At 68.2% G+C, this 19,845-nt stretch carries 22 protein-coding genes; 13 read left to right on the forward strand and 9 right to left on the reverse strand.

The window, feature by feature from the left end:
- Positions 1-36: 36 nt before the first annotated feature.
- Positions 37-1,728 (reverse strand): ABC transporter substrate-binding protein, encoded by a 1,692-nt coding sequence (locus ACIP5T_RS05710; RefSeq protein WP_400861335.1) that lies wholly within the window; start codon positions 1,726-1,728, stop codon positions 37-39.
- A 246-nt stretch (positions 1,729-1,974) separates the two neighbouring features.
- Between ACIP5T_RS05710 and ACIP5T_RS05715 the strand changes: the two genes are divergently transcribed.
- The 7 genes from ACIP5T_RS05715 to ACIP5T_RS05745 are packed head-to-tail and all read left to right on the forward strand — an operon-like array spanning position 1,975 to position 9,311.
- Positions 1,975-2,691 (forward strand): NUDIX hydrolase, encoded by a 717-nt coding sequence (locus tag ACIP5T_RS05715; protein WP_400861338.1) that lies wholly within the window; start codon positions 1,975-1,977, stop codon positions 2,689-2,691.
- Entirely contained in the window at positions 2,688-4,025 is a 1,338-nt protein-coding gene (gene nadA, locus ACIP5T_RS05720; RefSeq protein ID WP_400861341.1) for a quinolinate synthase NadA, read from the forward strand. Before ACIP5T_RS05715 ends, nadA begins: the two co-directional genes overlap by 4 nt.
- The gene (gene nadB, locus ACIP5T_RS05725) at positions 4,022-5,536 is read left to right on the forward strand and encodes an L-aspartate oxidase (RefSeq protein WP_400861342.1); all 1,515 of its coding nucleotides are present in this window, start codon (positions 4,022-4,024) and stop codon (positions 5,534-5,536) included. Before nadA ends, nadB begins: the two co-directional genes overlap by 4 nt.
- Positions 5,536-6,387, forward strand: a complete 852-nt coding sequence (gene nadC / locus ACIP5T_RS05730; protein ID WP_400861345.1) for a carboxylating nicotinate-nucleotide diphosphorylase — start codon at positions 5,536-5,538, stop codon at positions 6,385-6,387. The genes nadB and nadC overlap by 1 nt, the downstream gene beginning before the upstream one ends.
- 5 nt (positions 6,388-6,392) lie before the next feature.
- On the forward strand, positions 6,393-7,532 hold the full coding sequence (locus tag ACIP5T_RS05735; RefSeq protein ID WP_400861347.1) for a cysteine desulfurase family protein: 1,140 nt from the start codon (positions 6,393-6,395) through the stop codon (positions 7,530-7,532).
- Between the two features lie 37 nt (positions 7,533-7,569).
- Complete coding sequence (locus tag ACIP5T_RS05740; protein WP_400861350.1) at positions 7,570-8,517, forward strand: glycosyltransferase family 2 protein; 948 nt, start codon at positions 7,570-7,572, stop codon at positions 8,515-8,517.
- 20 nt (positions 8,518-8,537) lie between these two features.
- A complete protein-coding gene (locus ACIP5T_RS05745; protein ID WP_400861352.1) occupies positions 8,538-9,311 on the forward strand; it encodes an SDR family NAD(P)-dependent oxidoreductase in 774 nt (257 codons plus the stop codon).
- 7 nt (positions 9,312-9,318) lie between these two features.
- Here ACIP5T_RS05745 and ACIP5T_RS05750 read toward each other — a convergent pair whose 3' ends face one another.
- Entirely contained in the window at positions 9,319-11,364 is a 2,046-nt protein-coding gene (locus ACIP5T_RS05750) for an ABC transporter ATP-binding protein (RefSeq protein ID WP_400861355.1), read from the reverse strand.
- 168 nt (positions 11,365-11,532) lie between these two features.
- Between ACIP5T_RS05750 and ACIP5T_RS05755 the strand changes: the two genes are divergently transcribed.
- Entirely contained in the window at positions 11,533-13,014 is a 1,482-nt protein-coding gene (locus ACIP5T_RS05755) for an MDR family MFS transporter (RefSeq protein WP_400861357.1), read from the forward strand.
- 28 nt (positions 13,015-13,042) lie between these two features.
- Here ACIP5T_RS05755 and ACIP5T_RS05760 read toward each other — a convergent pair whose 3' ends face one another.
- The gene (locus ACIP5T_RS05760; protein WP_400861360.1) at positions 13,043-13,186 is read right to left on the reverse strand and encodes a hypothetical protein; all 144 of its coding nucleotides are present in this window, start codon (positions 13,184-13,186) and stop codon (positions 13,043-13,045) included.
- A 92-nt stretch (positions 13,187-13,278) separates the two neighbouring features.
- Between ACIP5T_RS05760 and ACIP5T_RS05765 the strand changes: the two genes are divergently transcribed.
- Complete coding sequence (locus ACIP5T_RS05765; RefSeq protein ID WP_400861363.1) at positions 13,279-13,860, forward strand: 1-acyl-sn-glycerol-3-phosphate acyltransferase; 582 nt, start codon at positions 13,279-13,281, stop codon at positions 13,858-13,860.
- A 9-nt stretch (positions 13,861-13,869) separates the two neighbouring features.
- Here ACIP5T_RS05765 and ACIP5T_RS05770 read toward each other — a convergent pair whose 3' ends face one another.
- Positions 13,870-14,091, reverse strand: a complete 222-nt coding sequence (locus ACIP5T_RS05770; RefSeq protein WP_400861366.1) for a hypothetical protein — start codon at positions 14,089-14,091, stop codon at positions 13,870-13,872.
- Positions 14,092-14,160: 69 nt separating this feature from the next.
- Here ACIP5T_RS05770 and ACIP5T_RS05775 point away from each other — a divergent pair, with 69 nt between their 5' ends.
- Positions 14,161-14,694 (forward strand): DUF6328 family protein, encoded by a 534-nt coding sequence (locus tag ACIP5T_RS05775; RefSeq protein ID WP_400861369.1) that lies wholly within the window; start codon positions 14,161-14,163, stop codon positions 14,692-14,694.
- Between the two features lie 18 nt (positions 14,695-14,712).
- Here the strand turns inward: ACIP5T_RS05775 and ACIP5T_RS05780 are convergent, their stop codons facing one another.
- On the reverse strand, positions 14,713-15,255 hold the full coding sequence (locus ACIP5T_RS05780) for a Dps family protein (protein WP_400861372.1): 543 nt from the start codon (positions 15,253-15,255) through the stop codon (positions 14,713-14,715).
- A 98-nt stretch (positions 15,256-15,353) separates the two neighbouring features.
- Here ACIP5T_RS05780 and ACIP5T_RS05785 point away from each other — a divergent pair, with 98 nt between their 5' ends.
- The 3 genes from ACIP5T_RS05785 to ACIP5T_RS05795 all read left to right on the forward strand — a co-directional run bounded on the left by ACIP5T_RS05785 (position 15,354) and on the right by ACIP5T_RS05795 (position 16,744).
- Positions 15,354-15,893: a GNAT family N-acetyltransferase gene (locus ACIP5T_RS05785; protein ID WP_400861374.1), complete on the forward strand. Its 540-nt coding sequence runs from the start codon at positions 15,354-15,356 to the stop codon at positions 15,891-15,893.
- Positions 15,894-15,969: 76 nt separating this feature from the next.
- Entirely contained in the window at positions 15,970-16,269 is a 300-nt protein-coding gene (locus ACIP5T_RS05790; RefSeq protein ID WP_400861377.1) for a Fe-S cluster assembly protein HesB, read from the forward strand.
- 130 nt (positions 16,270-16,399) lie between these two features.
- Entirely contained in the window at positions 16,400-16,744 is a 345-nt protein-coding gene (locus ACIP5T_RS05795) for a LysR family transcriptional regulator (RefSeq protein ID WP_400861378.1), read from the forward strand.
- Positions 16,745-16,747: 3 nt separating this feature from the next.
- Here the strand turns inward: ACIP5T_RS05795 and ACIP5T_RS05800 are convergent, their stop codons facing one another.
- From ACIP5T_RS05800 to ACIP5T_RS05815, 4 genes are read right to left on the reverse strand one after another with little or no spacing between them, the layout of a single operon-like run.
- Complete coding sequence (locus ACIP5T_RS05800; RefSeq protein ID WP_400861380.1) at positions 16,748-18,412, reverse strand: ABC-F family ATP-binding cassette domain-containing protein; 1,665 nt, start codon at positions 18,410-18,412, stop codon at positions 16,748-16,750.
- A gap of 46 nt (positions 18,413-18,458) precedes the next feature.
- Positions 18,459-18,707, reverse strand: a complete 249-nt coding sequence (locus tag ACIP5T_RS05805) for a DUF4190 domain-containing protein (RefSeq protein WP_400861382.1) — start codon at positions 18,705-18,707, stop codon at positions 18,459-18,461.
- Between the two features lie 26 nt (positions 18,708-18,733).
- Complete coding sequence (locus ACIP5T_RS05810; RefSeq protein WP_400861384.1) at positions 18,734-19,270, reverse strand: isochorismatase family protein; 537 nt, start codon at positions 19,268-19,270, stop codon at positions 18,734-18,736.
- A gap of 5 nt (positions 19,271-19,275) precedes the next feature.
- Positions 19,276-19,839 carry an alpha/beta fold hydrolase gene (locus ACIP5T_RS05815; RefSeq protein WP_400861386.1) on the reverse strand — a complete coding sequence of 188 codons (564 nt, stop codon included), beginning with the start codon at positions 19,837-19,839 and terminating at the stop codon, positions 19,276-19,278.
- Between the last annotated feature and the right edge of the window lie 6 nt (positions 19,840-19,845).

A 19,845-nucleotide genomic window follows, 5' to 3' on the forward strand; every position in this document is an offset into this window, starting at 1 on the left:
ACTGACCTTGCTTCCTGCTCCCCCGACCTCATGTGCTTAGTTCGCCGGCTCGAGCTGCGTCAGGACGTAGCCCGCGGCGATCGCGCCCCAGGACGGCGGGAAGGCGTAGAGGTCCTCCTCCGTCGGCCAACCCGTGAAGTCCTTCGTGTTGTAGAAGGTCTGCGTGGCGTTGATCACCAGCGGGATGTAGGGCAGGTCACGGACGATCTCGGTCTGGATCGTGCCGTACAGTTCCTTCTTCTCGGCCTCGTCGTTCGTGCTGACGGCCGCCTGGATGGCGGTGTCGACCACCGGGTTGCTGTACCGGCTGAAGTTCCAGCGACCGGCGGGAACCTCGGTGCCCACCGGGCTGGTGGATTCGACTGCCGTGCCACCGAACCAGTCACGGTAGATCTGGAACGGGTCGGCGACCGAGGTGCCGATGACACCGCCGACGATGAGCTGGAAGTCGCCGCCCTGCCGGGCGTCGGAGAACTCCTGCCACTGCACGGTGGATGCCGTGACCTTGATGCCGGCCGCTTCTGCCTGCTCGGCGATCAGCTTGGCGGCGTCGTTGTAGTCGGTCCAGCCGTCGACCGAGATCAGGCTGAGCTCGATCGGCACGCCGTCCTTCGCGTAGTAGTCGCCGTCCTTCGTGTAGCCGGCGGTCTCGAGGATCTCGCCCGCCTCTGCGGCGTCCGCCTCCTGCGGGCTGACCTCGTTGGCGGAGTCCGCGACCCACTTCTCATCACGCGGAAGCAGCGCGAAGGTGGGCGAGATGTCGCCGGTCAGACCGACGAACGCCTTGTCCTTGATCGCCGCGCGGTCGATGGCGACGTTGAGCGCCTGCCGGACCGCGACATCGGTCTGCGGACCTGTGCAGCCGAGCTCGGCGTTCGAGCAGGTGTAGAGCACGGTCGGGTCCTGCGGGGTGTTGATCCAGTCGATCGCGCCGTTGCCCGTGACATCGTCGGGGTTCGGGATGAACATGCCCGTCCAGTCGAGCTTGCCTGCGGCGAGCAGATCCTGCGCGGTCTGGTTGTTGTCGACCGCGATGTACTGGACCTTCTTCACTCCGAGCTCGTCGGCATCGCGGAAGTTCTCGTTGGCGACGAGCGTGTACGACTCGCTCGTCGTCTTGTCGACCACGTAGGCGCCGGAACCGACCGGCTCCTCGTTCGCGAAGTTGGCGAAGTCGGTGACCTCCGACCAGATGTGCTCCGGGAGGACGTAGGTCGAGCCGAGACGCTGGAACTCGGTCGTGTACTGCGCGGTCGTGTAGGTGAGGACGACCGTGGTGTCGTCGGTCGCCTCCGCGGAGACCAGGCCGTTGCCCTCGGGGTTGTTCGCCTCGTACGAGAAGGAGAACGCGACGTCTGCCGCGGTGAGCGGCTCTCCATCGCTCCACTTGAGGTCGGGCTTGATGGTGATGGTGATCGCCGTGCCGTCTTCGTTGTACTCGAACGAGTCGCCGATCAGGCCGACCGGCTCGGCGTCCGCCGTCTTGTTGAAGAAGAACAGCGGCTCGTAGATCGGTCCGAGCGCACCGTGGAGCACGGTCGGGGCGAACGGGTTGTAGTTCGCGGTGATGGGGGTCTGGCTGCCGGCCCAGACACGAAGAGCGCGGTCGCCGTCGCCACCGCTCCCCTCATTGCCTCCGCCTGCGCCACAGGCCGTCAGGCCCAGGGCGAGGACGGATGCCCCCGCCACAGCGGTGAGCGCGATCTTGCGCCTTCCGTTACGGATCATTCTGTATTTCCTCTCGGTGCTGCACTGCAGGAGGGATTTCTCCGGGTGTGGAGACGAACTCCGGGAAGGAGTTCGTAACAGATCCCGGAAGGGATTTGTTAGGACAGTAACCTAACAAATCCCTCTGGTGGCGACAAGAGGCCAGAACGCTGGTATATAACGTTTCGGCTTCAGGGCGTGCGACGTCACGAAGGTGCACTAACAGTCCCGATGACACTAAGATCGGAGCGGGAGGTTAAGGTACCTATGACCCAAAGCAGAGGAATCGACGTCGCCGTGTCGACCGTGATCCTCACCCTTCGCCGCACGGACAACGGCTCCGCTGTGCTGGCGCTGCCTCTGGTGCTGCGAACGCGCGAGCCGTTCGCCGGCCAGTGGGCCCTCCCCGGCGGCTGGCTCACCGAGACGGAATCGCCCGTCGATGCTGCAGCACGGACCCTGGCGGAGACCACCGGCCTGACCCCGAGCTACCTCGAGCAGCTCTATGCCTTCGGGGCTGTCGACCGCTCCCCCACGCGCGTCGTGTCGATCGTGTACTGGGCCCTGCTCCGACAGGACGACGTCGACGCGCAGAGCGCCGCGCATCGCGCATCCGGCAGAGCACCCGAGAACGTGCGCTGGTTCGACCTCGACGAGATCCCGCCGCTCGCCTTCGACCACACGAAGATCGTGGACTACGCGCTGTGGCGCCTGCGGAGCAAGGTCGGCTACAGCCGTGTCGCCCACGGATTCCTTCCCGCCGAATTCACCCTGGCCGACCTCCGCGAGGCGTACGAGGCGATTCTCGCAAGACACCTGGACCCCGCGAATTTCCGGCGTCAGGTCGAGGCAGCGGGCAACCTCATCCCCACCGACCAGTTCCGCACCGGCAGCCACCGCCCCGCCCGCCTGTACCGCTACAACACCGATGTCGAGCTGGCCGATCACGGCCCCCTCGGCCCTGAGGAGACGAGCACACGATGAGCATCACCTTCGTTCCCACCCCGGTCGTCCAGCCGGTCGACGCCTCCGTCGACCATGCGATCCAGTCGATCGTGTCCGGGGCCTCGACCGACGCGACCTGCACGACCGACCTCGCCGTCGGCCCCTGGGACTTCGACTCCCGCCCCGGGTACGGCCCGGGCTCGTCGATGGGCGATGTCATCCCGACCGGAGCACCGCGACAGGGAGAGCTCCCCGCCGAGTACCGCGAGGCGAGCGAGGAAGACCTCGACGAGCGCATCCGCGTGGCGAAGGCGGTGCTCGGCGACCGTGCCGTCGTCCTCGGACACTTCTACCAGCGCGAAGAGGTGGTGCGACACGCCGACTACGTGGGCGACTCGTTCCAGCTCGCGACCGCCGCGAAGGAGCGACCGAATGCCGAGGCCATCGTGTTCTGCGGCGTGCACTTCATGGCCGAGACCGCCGACCTCCTCTCCGGCCCCGACCAGGCGGTCATCCTGCCGAATCTCGCCGCCGGATGCTCGATGGCGGACATGGCGGACATCGATCAGGTCGAGGACTGCTGGGAGCAGCTCGCAGAGGTCCTCGGCGACCTCGATGCGCAGGACGAGGACGGTCGGGTCCCCGTGATTCCCGTCACCTACATGAACTCCTCCGCGGCGATCAAGGGCTTCGTCGGCCGACATGGCGGAATCGTCTGCACCTCGTCGAACGCGCAGACCGTGCTCGAGTGGGCGTTCGAGCGCGGGCGGCGCGTGCTTTTCTTCCCCGACCAGCACCTCGGACGCAACACCGCGAAGGCGATGGGCGTGCCCCTCGAGCAGATGCCGATGTGGAACCCTCGCAAGGCACTCGGCGGCTCTTCGGCATCCGAGCTCGTCGACTCCCGGGTGATCCTCTGGCACGGATTCTGCTCGGTGCACCGTCGGTTCACGGTCGACCAGATCGACCAGGCGCGGATCGAGCACCCCGGCGTGCGGGTGATCGTGCACCCGGAGTGCCCCATGGCCGTCGTCGACGCGGCTGATGAGGCGGGTTCGACCGACTACATCCGCCGAGCGATCGCTGCCGCGACCACGCCGACGACCTTCGCGATCGGCACCGAGATCAACCTCGTTCGCCGCCTCGCCGCGCGGTTCCCCCAGCACGAGATCTTCTGCCTCGACCCGGTGGTCTGCCCCTGCTCGACGATGTACCGCATCCACCCCGGCTACCTCGCCTGGGTGCTGGAAGAGCTCGTCGCGGGGCGCACGCCGAACCGGATCACGGTGACGCCCGACGTGGCCGACCCCGCGCGTGTCGCTCTCGAGCGGATGCTGGCGGCGAAGCCGCCCGCGGTGACGAGCGCACGATGAACGTCATCGTCGTCGGCTCGGGGATCGCCGGCCTGACCGCAGCACTGCACGCGCGGGAGGCGGGGCATTCGGTCACCGTCGTGACGAAGGGCGCGATCGGCGACGGCTGCACCGGTTACGCACAGGGCGGCGTCGCCGGCATCTACGGCGCCGGCGACTCTGCGGGACAGCACGCGGCTGACACGATCGATGCCGGGGCAGGGCTCTCGGATGTATCCGCCGTCGAGGTTCTCGTGCGCGAGGGCGCGACCCGGATCGCCGAGCTGATCGCCCGGGGCGTCGCATTCGACCGTTCACCGTCCGGTGAGCTTCTCCTCGGACGTGAGGCTGCTCATCGTCACGCCCGCATAGTCCACGCCGGCGGCGATGCCACCGGAGCGGCGATCGCGCAGGCGCTGGTGGCCGCGGTCCGCAGCGCGGACGTCACCGTGGTCGAAGAAGCCTTCCTCGCCGATGTCATCGTCGAGGAAGGCAGCGCGCGCGGCATCCGCGTGGTGGTCGACGGCGTCGTCTCCGACCTCTCAGCCGATGCGGTGATCCTCGCGACGGGCGGAGCCGGTCACCTCTATGCGCACACCACGAACCCCGTGGGAGCCACCGGCGACGGCGTCGCCGCAGCCCTGCGTGTCGGCGCAGCGGTCGCGGACCTCGAGTTCGTGCAGTTCCATCCGACGATCCTGGCCGAAGGACCGGCGTTCCTCGTCTCCGAGGCCGTGCGCGGCGAGGGCGCAACCCTGCTCGATGCGGCCGGCCGGCGATTCGTCTTCGGCAGCCACCCGGACGGCGAACTCGCCCCTCGCGATGTCGTCGCGCGCGCGATCGCCCGCCAGGCCGCTCGACAGGGATCCCCCGTACGACTCGACGCGACGATGATCGGCAGACCCCGACTCGCGCATCGATTCCCGACGATCGATCGCGTGACGCGTGAACGCGGTCTCGACTGGTCTTCCGAGCCGATTCCCGTGACGCCGGCTGCGCACTATCTCATGGGCGGCGTGGTCACGGACCTCGACGGACGCACGTCGATTCCCGGCCTGTTCGCGGTGGGCGAGGTCGCGCGCACGGGCGTGCACGGAGCGAACCGCCTCGCATCGAACTCCCTCCTCGAAGGAGCCGTCTTCGGCGCACGCGCGGCAGCGGCACTCGACTCACCGTGGCAGTATCTTCCGGTGGCCGCGCGCGAAGAGCGCGGGAACGGCCTGCTGCGCGGCGAAGGCCCCTTCGCCGATGATGCGGACACCCACGTCGTCGCGTTCAGTCGCGCGGCACTCCAGCGGATGATGTGGGACCACGTGGGCCTGCTGCGTTCGGAAGACGCCCTCCGCCGTGCAGTGGCCACCGCACGTCGTTGGCTCGCCGCCGTCCCCGACCCCACGACCGTCGCCCAACGCGAGGACGCGAACCTCCTCCTGCTCGCCGAGGCGACGGCATCCGCAGCTCTCGCCCGCACCGAGTCGATCGGCGCACACTTCCGCGAACCCGTCGCCGCAGCCCTCCTGGAGACCGTCTGATGCTCACCCCCGCCCACATCACCCGTGTCGTCGGCGCAGCCCTCGAGGAGGATGCCCCCTGGGGCGACCTCACCAGCGCGACCCTGCTCCCCTCGGACGCCACCGCCACCGCCGATCTGGTCGCTCGCGAGGCGGGCATCTTCAGCGGGGGCGAGGTGTTCTCGGCTGCTTTCCTTCTCACGGATCCGGCGCTCTCGATCGACGTGCACGTGGGTGACGGTGATGCCTTCGCGGCCGGTGACGTGCTCGCCTCGGTGTCGGGCTCCGCCCGCGGGATCCTCACCGCCGAGCGCATCGCACTGAACTTCACGCAGCGGATGAGCGGCATCGCGACAGCCACCGCCGCATATGTGCGCGCGATCGAGGGGACGTCCGCACGCATCGCCGACACCCGGAAGACGACTCCAGGGCTCCGCGCCTTCGAGCGGCATGCGGTGCTCTCGGGGGGCGGACACAATCACCGCCATTCGCTGTCCGACGCGGTGATGGCGAAGGACAACCATCTCGCAGTGCTGAAGCGCTCCGGCGTAGACCTCGCCACCGCCCTGCGCGAGGCGTTCTCTCGCCTCCCCCACACCACCCACGTGGTGGTCGAGGTCGACCGGCTCGACCAGATCCCGGCAGTGCTCGACGGCGGAGCGCACACCGTGCTGCTCGACAACTTCTCGCTCGATGAGCTGCGGGCGGGGGTGGCGCTCATCGGCGACCGCGCGCAGGTCGAAGCCTCTGGCGGAGTGACTCTCGACACGGTCGGCGACATCGCGGCGACCGGCGTCGATGTGATCTCGGTCGGCGCGTTGACGCACTCCGCCAGGGCCCTCGACCTCGGCCTGGACGTGCGGATCGACTGACGCTGATGCTCTACCTCGATCATGCCGCGACCGCGCCCGTCCGCCCGGAGGTGCTCGACGCGATGCACCCCTTCCTCACCGGGGTGTTCGGCAATCCCTCGAGCCATCACACGTACGGGGAGGCTGCGGCGAGCGCGCTCGACGAGGCGCGTTCACGGGTCGCTCGAATGCTCGGCATGCGGTCCGGCGATGTGATCTTCACCTCCGGCGGAACGGAGTCGAACAACCTCGCGGTGAAGGGGATCGTGCTCGCAGCCCTCGCGCGCGGCCGGGGGCACCTGGTCGTGTCGCCGATCGAGCACGAGTCGATCCTCGAGTCCGCCGACTACCTGCGTCGCTTTCACGGCGTCGAGGTCACGGCTGCTCCGGTCGACGCTCACGGTCGGATCTCCGTGGACGCCCTGACGCGGACATTGCGCGAGGACACCGCACTGGTGGCCATCGGACACGCCAACAACGAGATCGGCACGATCCAGGACGTGCCCTCACTCGCGGCAGCGGCCCGGAGCGCCGGGGTGCCGCTGCACGTCGACGCGGTGCAATCGGCGGGGTGGCTCTCTCTCGTCGGTCTCGAGGCGGATGCGATAGCGGTCGCCGGGCACAAGCTCGGAACCCCCAAGGGAATCGGGGCTCTCGCCGTGCGCGGGCGCGTCGCGCTCGAACCCCTCCTGCACGGGGGCGGTCAGGAACGAGGCCGCCGCTCGGGCACCGAGAACGTCGCGGGTGCGGTGGCCCTTGCCACGGCGCTCGAACTCGCCGAGTCCGAGCGCGAGGAGCTCACCGCTCGACTCAGCGCGTCCACGGGTCGATTCATCTCAGCGGTGCAGACGCTCGTGCCGCAGGCATCGCTCACCGGCGACCCGATAGCGAGGCTCCCCGGCACAGCGAGCTTCACCTTCGCGGGCGTCAGCGGCGAGGCCGTCCTGCTCGAACTCGAGCGACGGGGAGTCGTGTCGTCGAGCGGCTCCGCGTGCGCCGCCGGAAGCGACGAGCCCTCGCACGTGCTCCTCGCGTGCGGCGTGTCTCCCTCGGCCGCCCAGACCTCCGTGCGCTTCACGTTCGGACGCGAGGCACTGCCCTCCGATCTGCCTGAGCGGCTCGCCGGACTGGTGGGCGAGTCGGTGCGCGCGGTCGCCCACCGCTGAACGGCGAGAGCAGCGCGTGCGGCCATAGACTCGGCTGGTGACCGCCACCGCCCCGATCGTGACCCTGATCGTCCCCGGCCGCGACATCGGCGCCTTCGCTCCGGCCGCACTCGACTCGCTGCGCTCGCAGTCCGAGACCCGGTGGCGCGCTCTCCTCATCGACGATGGCTCCGCCGACGACACCGCGGAGATCTTCTCTGCGGCCGCTGCGGCGGACCCACGGTTCCGCAGCCTGCGGCACGAGGCGTCGCGAGGGCTCGGCGCCGCACGCAATGTGGGCCTCGAGCTGGTCGACACCCCCTTCGTCGGGTTTCTCGACGGCGATGACGAGCTCACCCCGACAGCACTCGAACGCCTCCTCGGCACCATCGCAGAGACCGGCAGCGATTTCGTCGCCGGCGCCTACGTGCGATCGCGCTTCGACGGCGAGCGCTACCTCCCCGGGCGGGTGCAGCCATGGGTGTCGGCCGCGACGTCTCCTGCACGACTCGGCACCACGATCATGGAGCACCCCCGCGCGAGCGCCAACATCGTTGCGTGGTCGAAGATCAGTCGCACCGATTTCTGGAGCGATCTGAGATTTCCCGAGGGCGTGGCATACGAGGATCAGGTGGTCGCGCAACTGATGTACACGCGCGCCCGCAGCTTCGACGTCATCCCTGACACGGTGGTGCGGTGGCGTCTGCGGGCTGACGGCACCTCGATCACTCAGGGCCGTGCGCAGCTCCCGGTGCTGCGCGATTACCTCGAAGCGCTGCGCGGAGGGATCCGAGTGCTGCACGACGCGGGCGCCCGGGCGGCCGTCACCGCCCGCCTCGAGCTGATCCTCGCAATGGATGTGCCTCCACTGCTCGAGATCGCACGCACCCACGCCGATTCCCGGTATTCGTCGGAGATCGACGCGTTCGTCGCCGAGCTAAAGGCACTCCCCGAGCACTCCGACGCGCGCCCCGACCCCGCCCTCGCCGCCGCTCTGGCATGGTGAGCCTCGCCACCAGGAGACCGATGAACCAGTACCTCGCAGACCTCTTCTCGCTCGAGGGACGCACAGCCGTCGTCACCGGCGGCAGCTCGGGCATCGGACGAGGCATCGCCACCGCACTCGCGAGGGCGGGGGCCTCCACGGTGATCGCGGCACGAGGAGAAGCCCGGATCGCCGAGACCGTCGCGGAGCTCACTCGCGCCGGTGGCCGCGCAGCCGGCATCGTCGGCGACCTCGGCACCCGAGCAGGGATCCGCGCACTCGCTGAAGCCGCCGCCGAGCCGTTCGGCGAGCCGGACATCCTCGTGAACTCCGCAGGGATCAACATCCGCCCGCCGTTCGCCGAGATCACAGAGGACGACTGGGATGCGACGATGACCGTCAATGCGCTCGCCCCGTTCCTGCTCGGGCAACGGTATGCCACGGGCATGGCCGAGCGAGGCTTCGGGCGCCTGATCCACATCAGCTCACAGCAGGCTCACCGCGCCTTCGTCGGCAGCGGCGTCTACGGCGCGTCCAAGGGAGCCGTGGAGTCGCTGATGCGCTCGGAGGCCGAGGCGTGGGGCGGCACCGGAGTAACGAGCAACACCCTCGTTCCCGGGTTCGTGCTCACCCCGCTGAATGCGCGGTTGCAGGAGGATCCGACGCAGATCGCGGCGCTGGCCGCCCGGACGATGATCGGCCGCAACGGATTGCCCTCTGATTTCGCGGCGGCAGCAGTGTTCCTCGCCGGTGTCGGCTCGAGCTACGTCACGGGACAGTCGTTGTTCATCGACGGCGGTCTGTCGGTGCACTGAGGGCGTGTCACCCTTCGGCCGGGTACACCCGCTCGTCCCCGCGAGGCATATCGAGCAGCGGAACCGGCGCGGTGAGCGCCTCGACCGCGTCCGCACCAGCTGAGTCCTCCGGCGCACGGTCGGCCCTGCGGTCGGCGAGAGCGGCGCGCAGGCCGCCCGAGACAGTCGACTCGATGACCGTCTCCGTGTCGAGCACACGCGACGCGGCCACCTGCTGTGCGGCGAGCTCCGCGTAGAGACCTCCCAGAGCGAGGAGCTCGGCATGCGTGCCCGACTCCACGATCAGGCCGGCCTCGACGACGTGGATGACGTCCGCACCCATGATCGTCGAGAGACGGTGCGCGATCGTGAGGGTGGTGCGGCCCTTCGCCGCTTCGTCGAGCGCCTCCTGCACGACGCGCTCCGAGACCGTGTCGAGCGCGGAGGTCGCTTCGTCGAGCAGGAGAACGGGCGGGTCCTTCAGCAGCACACGGGCGATCGCGATGCGCTGCTTCTCACCACCCGAGAGGCGGTAGCCCCGCTCGCCGACCACCGTGTCGTAGCCGTCTTCGAACCCGCTGATGATGTGGTGGATGTTCGCCGCGGTGCAGGCGGCGATCATCTCCTCCTCCGTGGCCTCCGGGCGGGCGTAGAGCAGATTCTCGCGGATCGTGGCATGGAACAGGTAGGTCTCCTGCGACACGATGCCGACCTGGTCGATGATCGACTCCTGCGTGAGGGTCTTCACGTCCGCTCCCGCGAACAGCACGGCGCCGCCGTGCGCCTCGTACAGCCTCGGAGCCAGGTAGAGAACCGTCGTCTTGCCTGCGCCGGACGGACCGACGAACGCGACGTGCTGACCCGGTTCGGCGACGAACGACACCCCCTGCAGAGTGGGACGGGCGTCGGGCGCGGCATCCGGGTAGCGGAAGACGACATCCGCGAACTCGATCCGCCCCCGCGGTCCCGGGGCTTCGGCCACCGTGATCGCGTCCGGCGCGTCCTGGATCTCGGGCACGAGGTCGAGGTACTCGAAGATGCGGGCGAACAGCGCGGAGGACGTCTGCAGGTCGAGCGACACCCGCATCAGGCCCATGAGCGGCTGCAGCAGACGGGCCTGGACGGTGGTGAAGGCCACGACCGTGCCTGCGGTGATCGCACCGCTGCCACCGGCGATGAGGTACCCCGAGACGAGGTAGATGACGGCAGGGACGCTCGCCATCAGCACCTGCACGACGGCGAAGAAGCCCTGACCGCTCATCGCTCGCCGCACCTGCAGCATGACCTGATTGCGGTTCTCGGCCTGGTATCGCTGCGACTCCGTGCGCTGTCTGTTGAACGCTTTCGACAACAGCATCCCCGAGACGCTCAGGGTCTCCTGCGTGATCGAGGTGAGCTCCGACAGCGACTCCTGCGTCTCGCCGGCGATGCGCGCCCGCACCTGCCCGACGCGCCGCTGCACGATGATCAGGAACGGCATCAGCACGACGGCGATCAGAGTGAGGCGCCAGTCGATCAGGATCATCGCGACGAGAGAGGCGATCACCGTGACGACGTTGCCCAGGATGCTGGTGACGGTGTTCGTCAGGACGCCCGAGACACCGCCGACGTCGTTCTGCAGGCGGGACTGGATCACGCCGGTCTTCGTCCTGGTGAAGAAGCCGAGCTCCATCGCCTGCAGGTGCTCGAACAGACGGACTCGCAGATCGCCGGTGACGCTGTTGCCCACCGTCGAGGTCAGCCAGGTCTGCGCGACGCCGAGAATCGCGGAGACCAGGAAGAACCCGACCATCGCGGAGACGAGCCAGATCAGCAGCTGCAGCTGCGGGCCCCCGCCGTCGACCGGGAAGAGCGCGTCGTCGAAGATGCGCTGGACGATCAGTGGCGGGATCACTGCGATCGCGGCGCCGATCACGACCAGCACGCCGGTCCAGAAGATGCGCCAGCGGTAAGGCCGGAAGAGGCTGATCACTCTGGCACCCAGACCGCTGATCCTCGGCGCCTCGGCATTGAGGCGACGCTGCGCGCTCTCGTCCACCCCGCGGAATCCACCGCGTCCGCCACCCATGCTCATGCCGCAAGCGTAGTCAGCGCACAGGGCGAGGCGGCCCGAGCACCGATCCTGATCATCCGCTGTGAGCGGATTCGTCCGCATCCGGAATGAAATGTCCGACCCTGCCGTTACGCTGAATGGTTCCCGCGCACTCGCGCACTCCCCCTTCTTCTCTGCCCTGGAGGCCGTATGTCTGCCGTCGACACCGGTTCGATCACCACGCCCCCTTCCGCCCCCAGCGGCGAGATCGCCCGCAGCGACATGCGCGTGATCTGGCTCCTCCTCGTCGCCGCGTTCGTCGCGATCCTGAACGAGACGACGATGGGGATCGCGATCCCGCATCTGAACGTCGATCTCGGCATCCCGCCGGAGCTCGGCCAGTGGCTGACGAGCGCGTTCATGCTGACCATGGCCGTCGTGATCCCCACGACCGGGTTCATCCTGCAGCGGTTCACGACGCGCCAGGTGTTCATCGCCGCGATGATCTCGTTCTCGCTCGGCACCCTCGTCGCCCTCGTGGCACCAGGGTTCGAGATCCTGCTCGTCGGACGCGTCATCCAGGCCGCCGGCACGGGCATCATGATGCCGCTTCTCATGACCACGATCATGAACGTCGTCCCGCCGCAGTCGCGCGGTCGCATGATGGGCCGGGTCGGCCTCGTCATCTCACTCGCACCGGCGATCGGACCGACGCTCGCGGGTGCGGTGCTCGAGACGCTCCACTGGCGCGCGCTGTTCGCGATCATCCTTCCGATCGCGCTCGTCTCGCTGTTCATCGGCGTCCGGTGGATGACGAACCTCGGCGAGACCCGCAAGGTCCCCCTCGACGTGCTCTCGATCCCGCTCGCAGCGCTCGGATTCGGCGGCATCGTCTTCGGCCTCAGCCAGTTCGGTGGCGAGGGCGGTTCGGGTGAGGCTGCCGGCGTGACCGCACTCGTCGTCGGCGCCGTCGCGCTCGCGCTGTTCGTGTGGCGTCAGCTGGTGCTGCAGCGGATCGACGATGCACTGCTCGACCTGCGGGTGTTCCGCTCGTCCAACTTCACCTTCGCCGTCATCATCATGGCTATCCTCGCGCTGTCCATGTTCGGCACGCTGACCCTGCTCCCCCAGTACCTCCAGAACGTCGCAGGCCTCAACGCGCTCGAGTCCGGCCTGATCCTGCTCCCCGGGTCGGTGCTGATGGGTGTGCTCGGTCCGCTCATGGGTCGCGTCTACGACGCCCGTGGCACGCGCCCGCTGCTGATCCCGGGAACGCTCCTCGTCTCGGCCGCGCTGTTCTACTACTCGACGGTCGGCGAGCACACCGTGTGGTGGGTGCTGATCATCGTGCAGGCGGCGATGTCGGTCGGGCTGGCGATGTCCTTCACGCCGCTGTTCTCCGCATCGCTCGGATCACTGCAGCGGTCGCTGTACTCGCACGGCTCCGCGGTGCTGAACACGCTCCAGCAGGTCGGCGGGGCAGCCGGTGTCGCTGTCCTCACCGTCACCTACTCCGCCATCCTGCACGCAGGAGAAGCCGAGGGTCTCGATACCGCGACCGCCGGTGCACCCGGCGCGCGGATGGCCTTCCTCATCGCCGCGATCATCTCGCTCGCCGCCGTCGCTCTGAGCCCGTTCGTCCGCAAGCCCGCGGACGACGTCTCCGGCGGGGCACATGGCGGCGGCCACTGACCGTCACCGCTGCGGCGGCGTCTGATCGCTACTGCGTCTTCGGCGCAGGGAAGTGGCAGACGCCGCCGCTGCAGTACCCGGCGGCGTCGTCCTCAAGCAGGTTCGGAGTCCCGGTCAGCGGCTGAAGCACGGTCGGTGCGTCCTGCTCGGCGGAGTCCTGTGTCTTGGCCATCATTCGATCGTACGCCTGTGCCGACGGGGTGGCGCGAAAAAGCCTCGCCAGACGAGAACGGGTCACAGGCAGTTCTGCCCTACGGTTGACGAGTGCTCAAACGACTCCTCGCCCGCCTCTTCTGGGCAGCCAGCCGCTGGACCCTCACCGCCGAGGCGACCCCGACACGACCCACCATCCTGATCGGTGCGCCGCACACGTCCAATTGGGATTTCGTCCTCATGCTGGCTATCGCGTGGCGACTCGACATCGAGGTGCACTGGCTCGGCAAGAACAGCCTGTTCCGTGGCTGGCGAGGGCCGATCATGCGGAGCATCGGCGGCATCGCCGTCGACCGCGCCGACCCTGCACGGGTCGTCAACGACGTCGTCGCGCAGGTGCATTCCGGCAGCGTCTTCGGCCTCGTGATCACGCCCGACGGCACTCGCGGAGGAAACGAGTACTGGAAATCCGGCTTCTATCGGATCGCGCGAGAGACCGGGATGCCGGTGACACTCGGATTCGTCGACCGCACCACCATGACCACAGGTCTCGGACCCACCCTCGAGCTGACGGGTGACGTGGCCGCCGACATGGACCGGATCCGTGCGTTCTACGCCGACAAGGCAGGCCTGCGTCCGGAGCGCCGCACGACCCCCAGGCTGCGCGAGGAGCAGCCCTTCGAACAGAGCTGAGCGATGGGGTCAGTCCGCGTCCTCGTCGGCGATCTCCGAGCGTGTCTCCGAGCGCGCGTAGTCGAGGTCTTCGTCTGAGAGGGTCTCGGTCATGCCGACCACGGCGCCCGTGATCGTCCGGATCTCCCCTCGAGCTCGTTCGCTCAGCTGCGGTGCCGACTCGCCGAGCACCTCGACCCGCGCGTCGAGCGACAGTTCCGACCACCACTCTCGAATCGGTGGAAGCGTCATCATGATCTCCTTCTCCGTCGACGCGCAAGCGGCTGGACAGGATCCGAGGCCGCCCGCGAGACTGGCCGCATGGAACCCGACGACCGAACCGTGCCATCCACGGAACTCGACGACCGCCGTGACGGACGCGACGAGACGCGCAACGAGCGAGCGGACCGCAACTGGGAGGAGCTGCTGCAGGAATTGCGGGTGATGCAGACCGGCACGCAGATCCTCACGGGTTTCCTCCTCGCTGTGGCGTTCACTCCTCGGTTCGAGGACATGGACGAGTTCCAGCGAGACGTGTATGTGGTGCTGGTGGGCCTCGCTGCGGTGGCCACCATTCTGGCGCTGGCCCCGGTGGCCATGCATCGAGCGCTGTTCGGACGACGTCGCAAGCCCGAACTCGTGCGGGTGGCCGCTCGGATCGTGAAGATCGACCTCGTGGCGATCGCCGCACTCACGATCGGCGTCACCACCCTCATCATCGACTTCACGGTCGACCGAGCGGCGGGGCTCATCGCGCTGGTCTCCTCGTTCGTGGGCGTGCTCCTGCTCTGGCTCGTCCTCCCCCGCCTCGTGCGGCGCGAGGCCGAACGAGGCGGGGCGGACGGGGACAGCTGACGAGCCGCCCGCGCAGAGTCAGCGACCGGCCGGAGTGCGGTTCTCGGCGCTGACCATCCATGCGAACTGCTCGAGGCTCTCGAGCACCGCGTGCAGGATGTCGGCCGAGGTGGGGTCCTCTTCGTCGACGGCGTCGTGCACGTCGCGGATCGTTCCCACGACGGCGTCCAGTCGCGCTGTCACGAGGTCGATCGTGTCGGTCGTCGAGACCTCGCCCATCGGGAACGCGGGGAGCGACGTCGACTCTGCGATCGTGTCCGTGCGCCCGTCGGGCACTGCGTGCAGCGCCCGCATACGCTCTGCGACCGTGTCGCTGAAGGTGCGCGCGGCATCGATGATCTCGTCGAGCTGTCGGTGCGTGTCCCGGAAATTGCGGCCGACGACGTTCCAGTGCGCCTGCTTGCCCTGCAGCGAGAGCTCGATAAGGTCGACCAGCACCAGCTGCAGGTTCGCCGCGAGCGTCGCCGATGCGGTGAATCCCTTCTCGGCGTTCTGTCGCCTGGTCGTCTTCGCTCCGCGCTTGGATGCGTTGCCGGTCTTGGACGCGGTCTTCTCAGCCATGGAGTCCTCCTGGGGTTGGGGAACTGCGAGGCTAGCTCTGCTCGACGTCCGGATCGAGGGGGTTGACAGTCCCCCCGGTCTCATCGGATCGTGGCGCAGTGACGAAATCAGAGAGAGCACAGACAGACATCGACCGCGACGCATCAGACGTGGTGATCGGGCCGGTGTCGGAGTCGGATGCGGGTGAGGTGCTCACCCTTCAGCGAGCGGCGTTCGTCTCGGAGGCGCAGATCTACGGCAGCGCCGACATGCCGCCGTTGACCCAGACCCTGCCCGAGGTCGAGGCCGAGCTGCGATCCAGCAAGGGGCTGACGGCGCGCAGGAACGGCCGGCTGCTGGGAGTGATCCGATTCGTCGAGGACGAGGGAGTGCTGCTGATCGGCCGGATCGCCATAGCGCCCGATATGCAGGGCGAGGGCATCGGGCGCACGCTGCTCGACGCGGCTGAGCGATCCTCGACCGCGAGCACCGCAGAGCTCTTCACCGGCAGCCTGAGCGAGGCGAACATACGTCTCTACAAGGCCTGCGGCTATGAGGAGGCTGAACGGGTGCCCCAGGGTGACGGAACCGAGCAGGTGTTCCTGAGAAAACCTCTGCATCAGGTGGGAGACCCCTCCGAACCGGGCGCGTCGGGTTGAATCACGCCCGGGTGTGGGGAATCGTGGCCCGGACACGCCGCACCCGCGTCGTGACCGCAACCGGAAGGAGAGTCTCGTGCTCACCCTCACCGATAACGCCACCGCAATCGTGAACACTCTCGTCAGCCGTCAGACCGACGCCACCGACGCAGGCCTTCGCATTCACTCCACGCCCGCTGCCGGACCGGACGGAGGCGCACGACTCGCGGTCCTTGTGACTCCCGACCCCGAACCTGAGGACCAGGTGGTGGAGGTGTCTGGCACCCGTCTCTTCCTCGACGAGACCGCTGCAGCCGCGCTCGACGACAAGGTGCTCGACGCCGGTGTCGACGACGAAGGCTCCGTCTCCTTCGCGGTCCTTCCGCAGGTGGCCTGAACGAGAATCACCGGATGCCGCGGCTCATCGAGCCGCGGCATCCGTGCGCCCGGGGCTCGCTCGCATCCGCCTCGCGTAGGTTAGACGGAGACCCGCGATCGTCGCGGATCCAGAAGGATCGTTCACCCGCATGAAGCTGGCATTGCTCCGTCGCTACGTCGTCCTCGCCGAGACGCTGCACTTCCCCCGAGCCGCCGAGCAGCTGGGAATCCCTCTGGCGTCGCTCTACACCTCTCTCGACAAGCTCGAGGACGAGGTGGGGCACGCTCTGATCAACCGCGAGGGAACGCCGCGCCTGACGAACGTCGGCCAGCTGTTCCTCGCCGAAGCACAGGCGACAGTCGCCGCTGCTCCCCCGCCTGCGCCGAAGACGGCGGGCCCGGCTGGTGGCAAGGCCAAGGCCTCCAAAGGCAAGGGCCGCGCGCCCATCGTGAAGGGGCAGCCGAAGCCGTACAAGAAGCGTCAGGGACGCTGAGCCCTAGCGCTCGCTCACCTGGCCGTTCTCGACGCTCCACCGGCGGTTCGTGTGCACGGCCTCCAGCATCCGCCGGTCGTGCGTCACGAGAAGCAGGGTGCCCGCGTAGGACTCCAGCGCCTGCTCCAGCTGCTCGATGGCCGGCAGATCGAGATGGTTGGTGGGTTCGTCGAGCACCAGCAGATTGACGCCGCGCGCCTGCAGCAGCGCCAGCGCCGCCCGGGTGCGCTCTCCCGGAGAAAGGGCACCGACAGGTCGAGTGACGTGGTCGGCGCGCAGACCGAACTTGGCAAGGAGGGTGCGCACCTCTGCCGATGACAGCTGCGGAACGAGAGCCTCGAACGCGTCCGCGAGCGCCGCGTCACCGATGAGCAGCGAACGGGCCTGATCGATCTCGCCGATCTGCACGCTGCTCCCGAGACTCGCCATGCCCTCGACCGGCGCCTGCCGCCCGAGCAGAGCTCGAAGCAGCGTCGATTTGCCCGCACCGTTCGGACCGGTGATCCCGATCCGATCCCCGGCGTCGATCTGCAGCGAGAGCGGCCCCAAGGCGAAAGACCCCTGCCGGAACACCGCACCGCTGAGCGTCGAGACCACGCTGCTCGACCGAGGCGCCGAGCCGATCGTGAACTCCAGCTGCCACTCCTTGCGAGGCTCTTCCACCTCATCGAGGCGCGCGATCCGGCTCTCCATCTGGCGCACCTTCTGCGCCTGCTTCTCGCTCGACTCGGCCGATGCCTTGCGCTTGATCTTGTCGTTGTCCGGCGCCTTCTTCATGGCGTTGCGCACACCCTGGCTCGACCACTCTCGCTGCGTGCGGGCGCGGGAGACGAGATCGGCCTTCTTGTCGGCGAACTCGTCATACTTCTCCCGCAGGTGGCGTCGCACGACCGCGCGCTCCTCGATGTAGGCGTCGTACCCACCCCCGTAGAGACGATTCGAGCCCTGTGCGAGATCGAGCTCCAGCACTCGGGTCACGCTGCGGGCCAGGAACTCACGGTCGTGACTCACCAGCACGACACCCCCACGGAGTCCGCGGACGAAAGCTTCGAGTCGGTCGAGACCATCGAGGTCGAGATCGTTGGTCGGCTCATCGAGGAACACGATGTCGAAGCGGGATAGCAACAGTGCGGCGAGGCCGACACGGGCGGCCTGACCACCCGACAGCCCGGTCATGAGCGCATCGTCGGCGACACCGCTCCCGCTCGGGAGCCCGAGGTCGGCGAGCACCGCAGGGATGCGCTCCTCGAGATCGGCTGCGCCGCTCGCGAGCCACCTGTCGAGCGCCTCAGAGTAGGTGTCGGCAGGGTCTGTGCCCGCCGGCGCGAGCGTCGGGTCGCCGAGCGCCGCCGCGGCGGCATCCATCTCACGGGTCGCCGTCGCGCAGCCGGTGCGCCGCGCGATGTACTCCGCGACGGTCTCACCTTCCACTCGCTCGTGCTCCTGGGGCAGCCAACCGACGAACGCATCGGTCGGTGCGAGCGAGATCGATCCTCCCATCGGTGCATCCACGCCGGCGAGAAGGCGGAGCAGTGTCGACTTGCCTGCTCCGTTCGCACCGACCACCCCGATCACGTCTCCGGGAGCGACCGTCAGATCGAGCCCCTCGAAGAGGATGCGGTGGCCGTAGCCGCCCGCCAGTTTCTGGGCGACGAGGGTGGCGGTCATCAGACCATCATCTCAGGCGGGAAGGACCTCACCGCGCTGCCGAGCTTCAGCCGACGGCTTGGAAGAACACCGAGAACCACAGGATGAAGAAGCCGAGTTGGGCGAACGTGCCCAGGATGCCGATCACCATGGCCCAGCGTGCGAGCCCGCGGCCGGATTCGGCGTTGCCGGGCGCATCGAGTTGACGACGTGCGAAGACCGCGAGGATCATGCCGGCCGGCGGGATCATGAAAGCGGCGATGAAACCGATGAGCGCGAGCAGATTCGTCTTGGCGGGTGCGGCGTACTGGGTCACGAGATCAGGATAGGGCGTGCCCCTCGTCAGAGCAGGACCCGATCATGGGTGGCGATCCCGAACTCCTGCCCGGGATACCGCAGTCCCGAGAAGTACATGTTGGTGTGCGCGACGATCTGCTCGCCCGAGATCAGCACGCCGTCCCACTCGGTGTCGACCGTCGTGTGCGAATCGCTCACGAGGGTGACGTCGTAGCCCTCCGCCGCCGCACGCTGCATGGTGGTGCGGACGCAGAAGTCGGACTGCGCGCCGGTGATCACCAGGTGCGTCGCCCCCAGCTCGTCGAGCGTCGCTCGCAGAGTCGTGTCGGCGAACGAGTCCCGGTACTCCTTACGAACGAGGGGTTCGCCGTCTGCGCGGCGCAGCGGAGACGCCAGATCCCACTCAGGGGTACCCACGCCGACAGGGTCGTGATGCACCCAGACGACGGGCACTCCGGCCGCGCGAGCTCTGTCGACCAGGACTGCGGCGCGGGAGAGCACTCCCTGTTCGTCGAAGCATCCGGGTGTCACCCCGGCCTGCAGGTCGATCGCGACGACGACTGTGCGGCCAGGTGCTGCCATCGGGGTCAGTCCCAGTCCAGGTATTCCTCGATGATCACACCGGTCTCGATCGGGTGATGCATCGGGAACAGGTGGTCGCCGGCGATCGTCTTGATGCTCGATCGGTCGGGGATCGTCGCCTGCAGCGCTTCGGCGTTCGCCGCGGGGGTCTCCGTGTCCTCGGTTCCCTGCACGATGAGCACCGGGATCGACGGCGCGACCGCGATGTCGACGTCCTCGACCCCGAGCAGAAGCAGGCCGTTGGCCCGATCGCTGTGCGCTGCCACCAGCGCCCGTGCGATCGTCCCGCCGAAGCCATGACCGCCGAACCAGGTGTCTTCGATGCCGACGTGATCGATCACGGCGATGACGTCGTCGACGCGCTCGTCGAGCGTGGCCTCGGGCTTCGACCGGTGCCCGATCCGCAGCACGTGGAAGCCCGCCTCCTCGGCGAGGTAATGCGCGGCGACGCCCAGAACGTCCGCAGCGAGCCCCTGCTCCTGGATCAGAACCAGCTTGACCGGGCCGTCTCCCTCGTCCACGAAGGGGATGGCGCGGCCCTCTGGCTCGAAGATCTGGGTATCGGTCATGGGCGC

It is taken from the genome of Microbacterium sp. NPDC088619 (assembly GCF_044752825.1).
GTDB lineage: Bacteria > Actinomycetota > Actinomycetes > Actinomycetales > Microbacteriaceae > Microbacterium.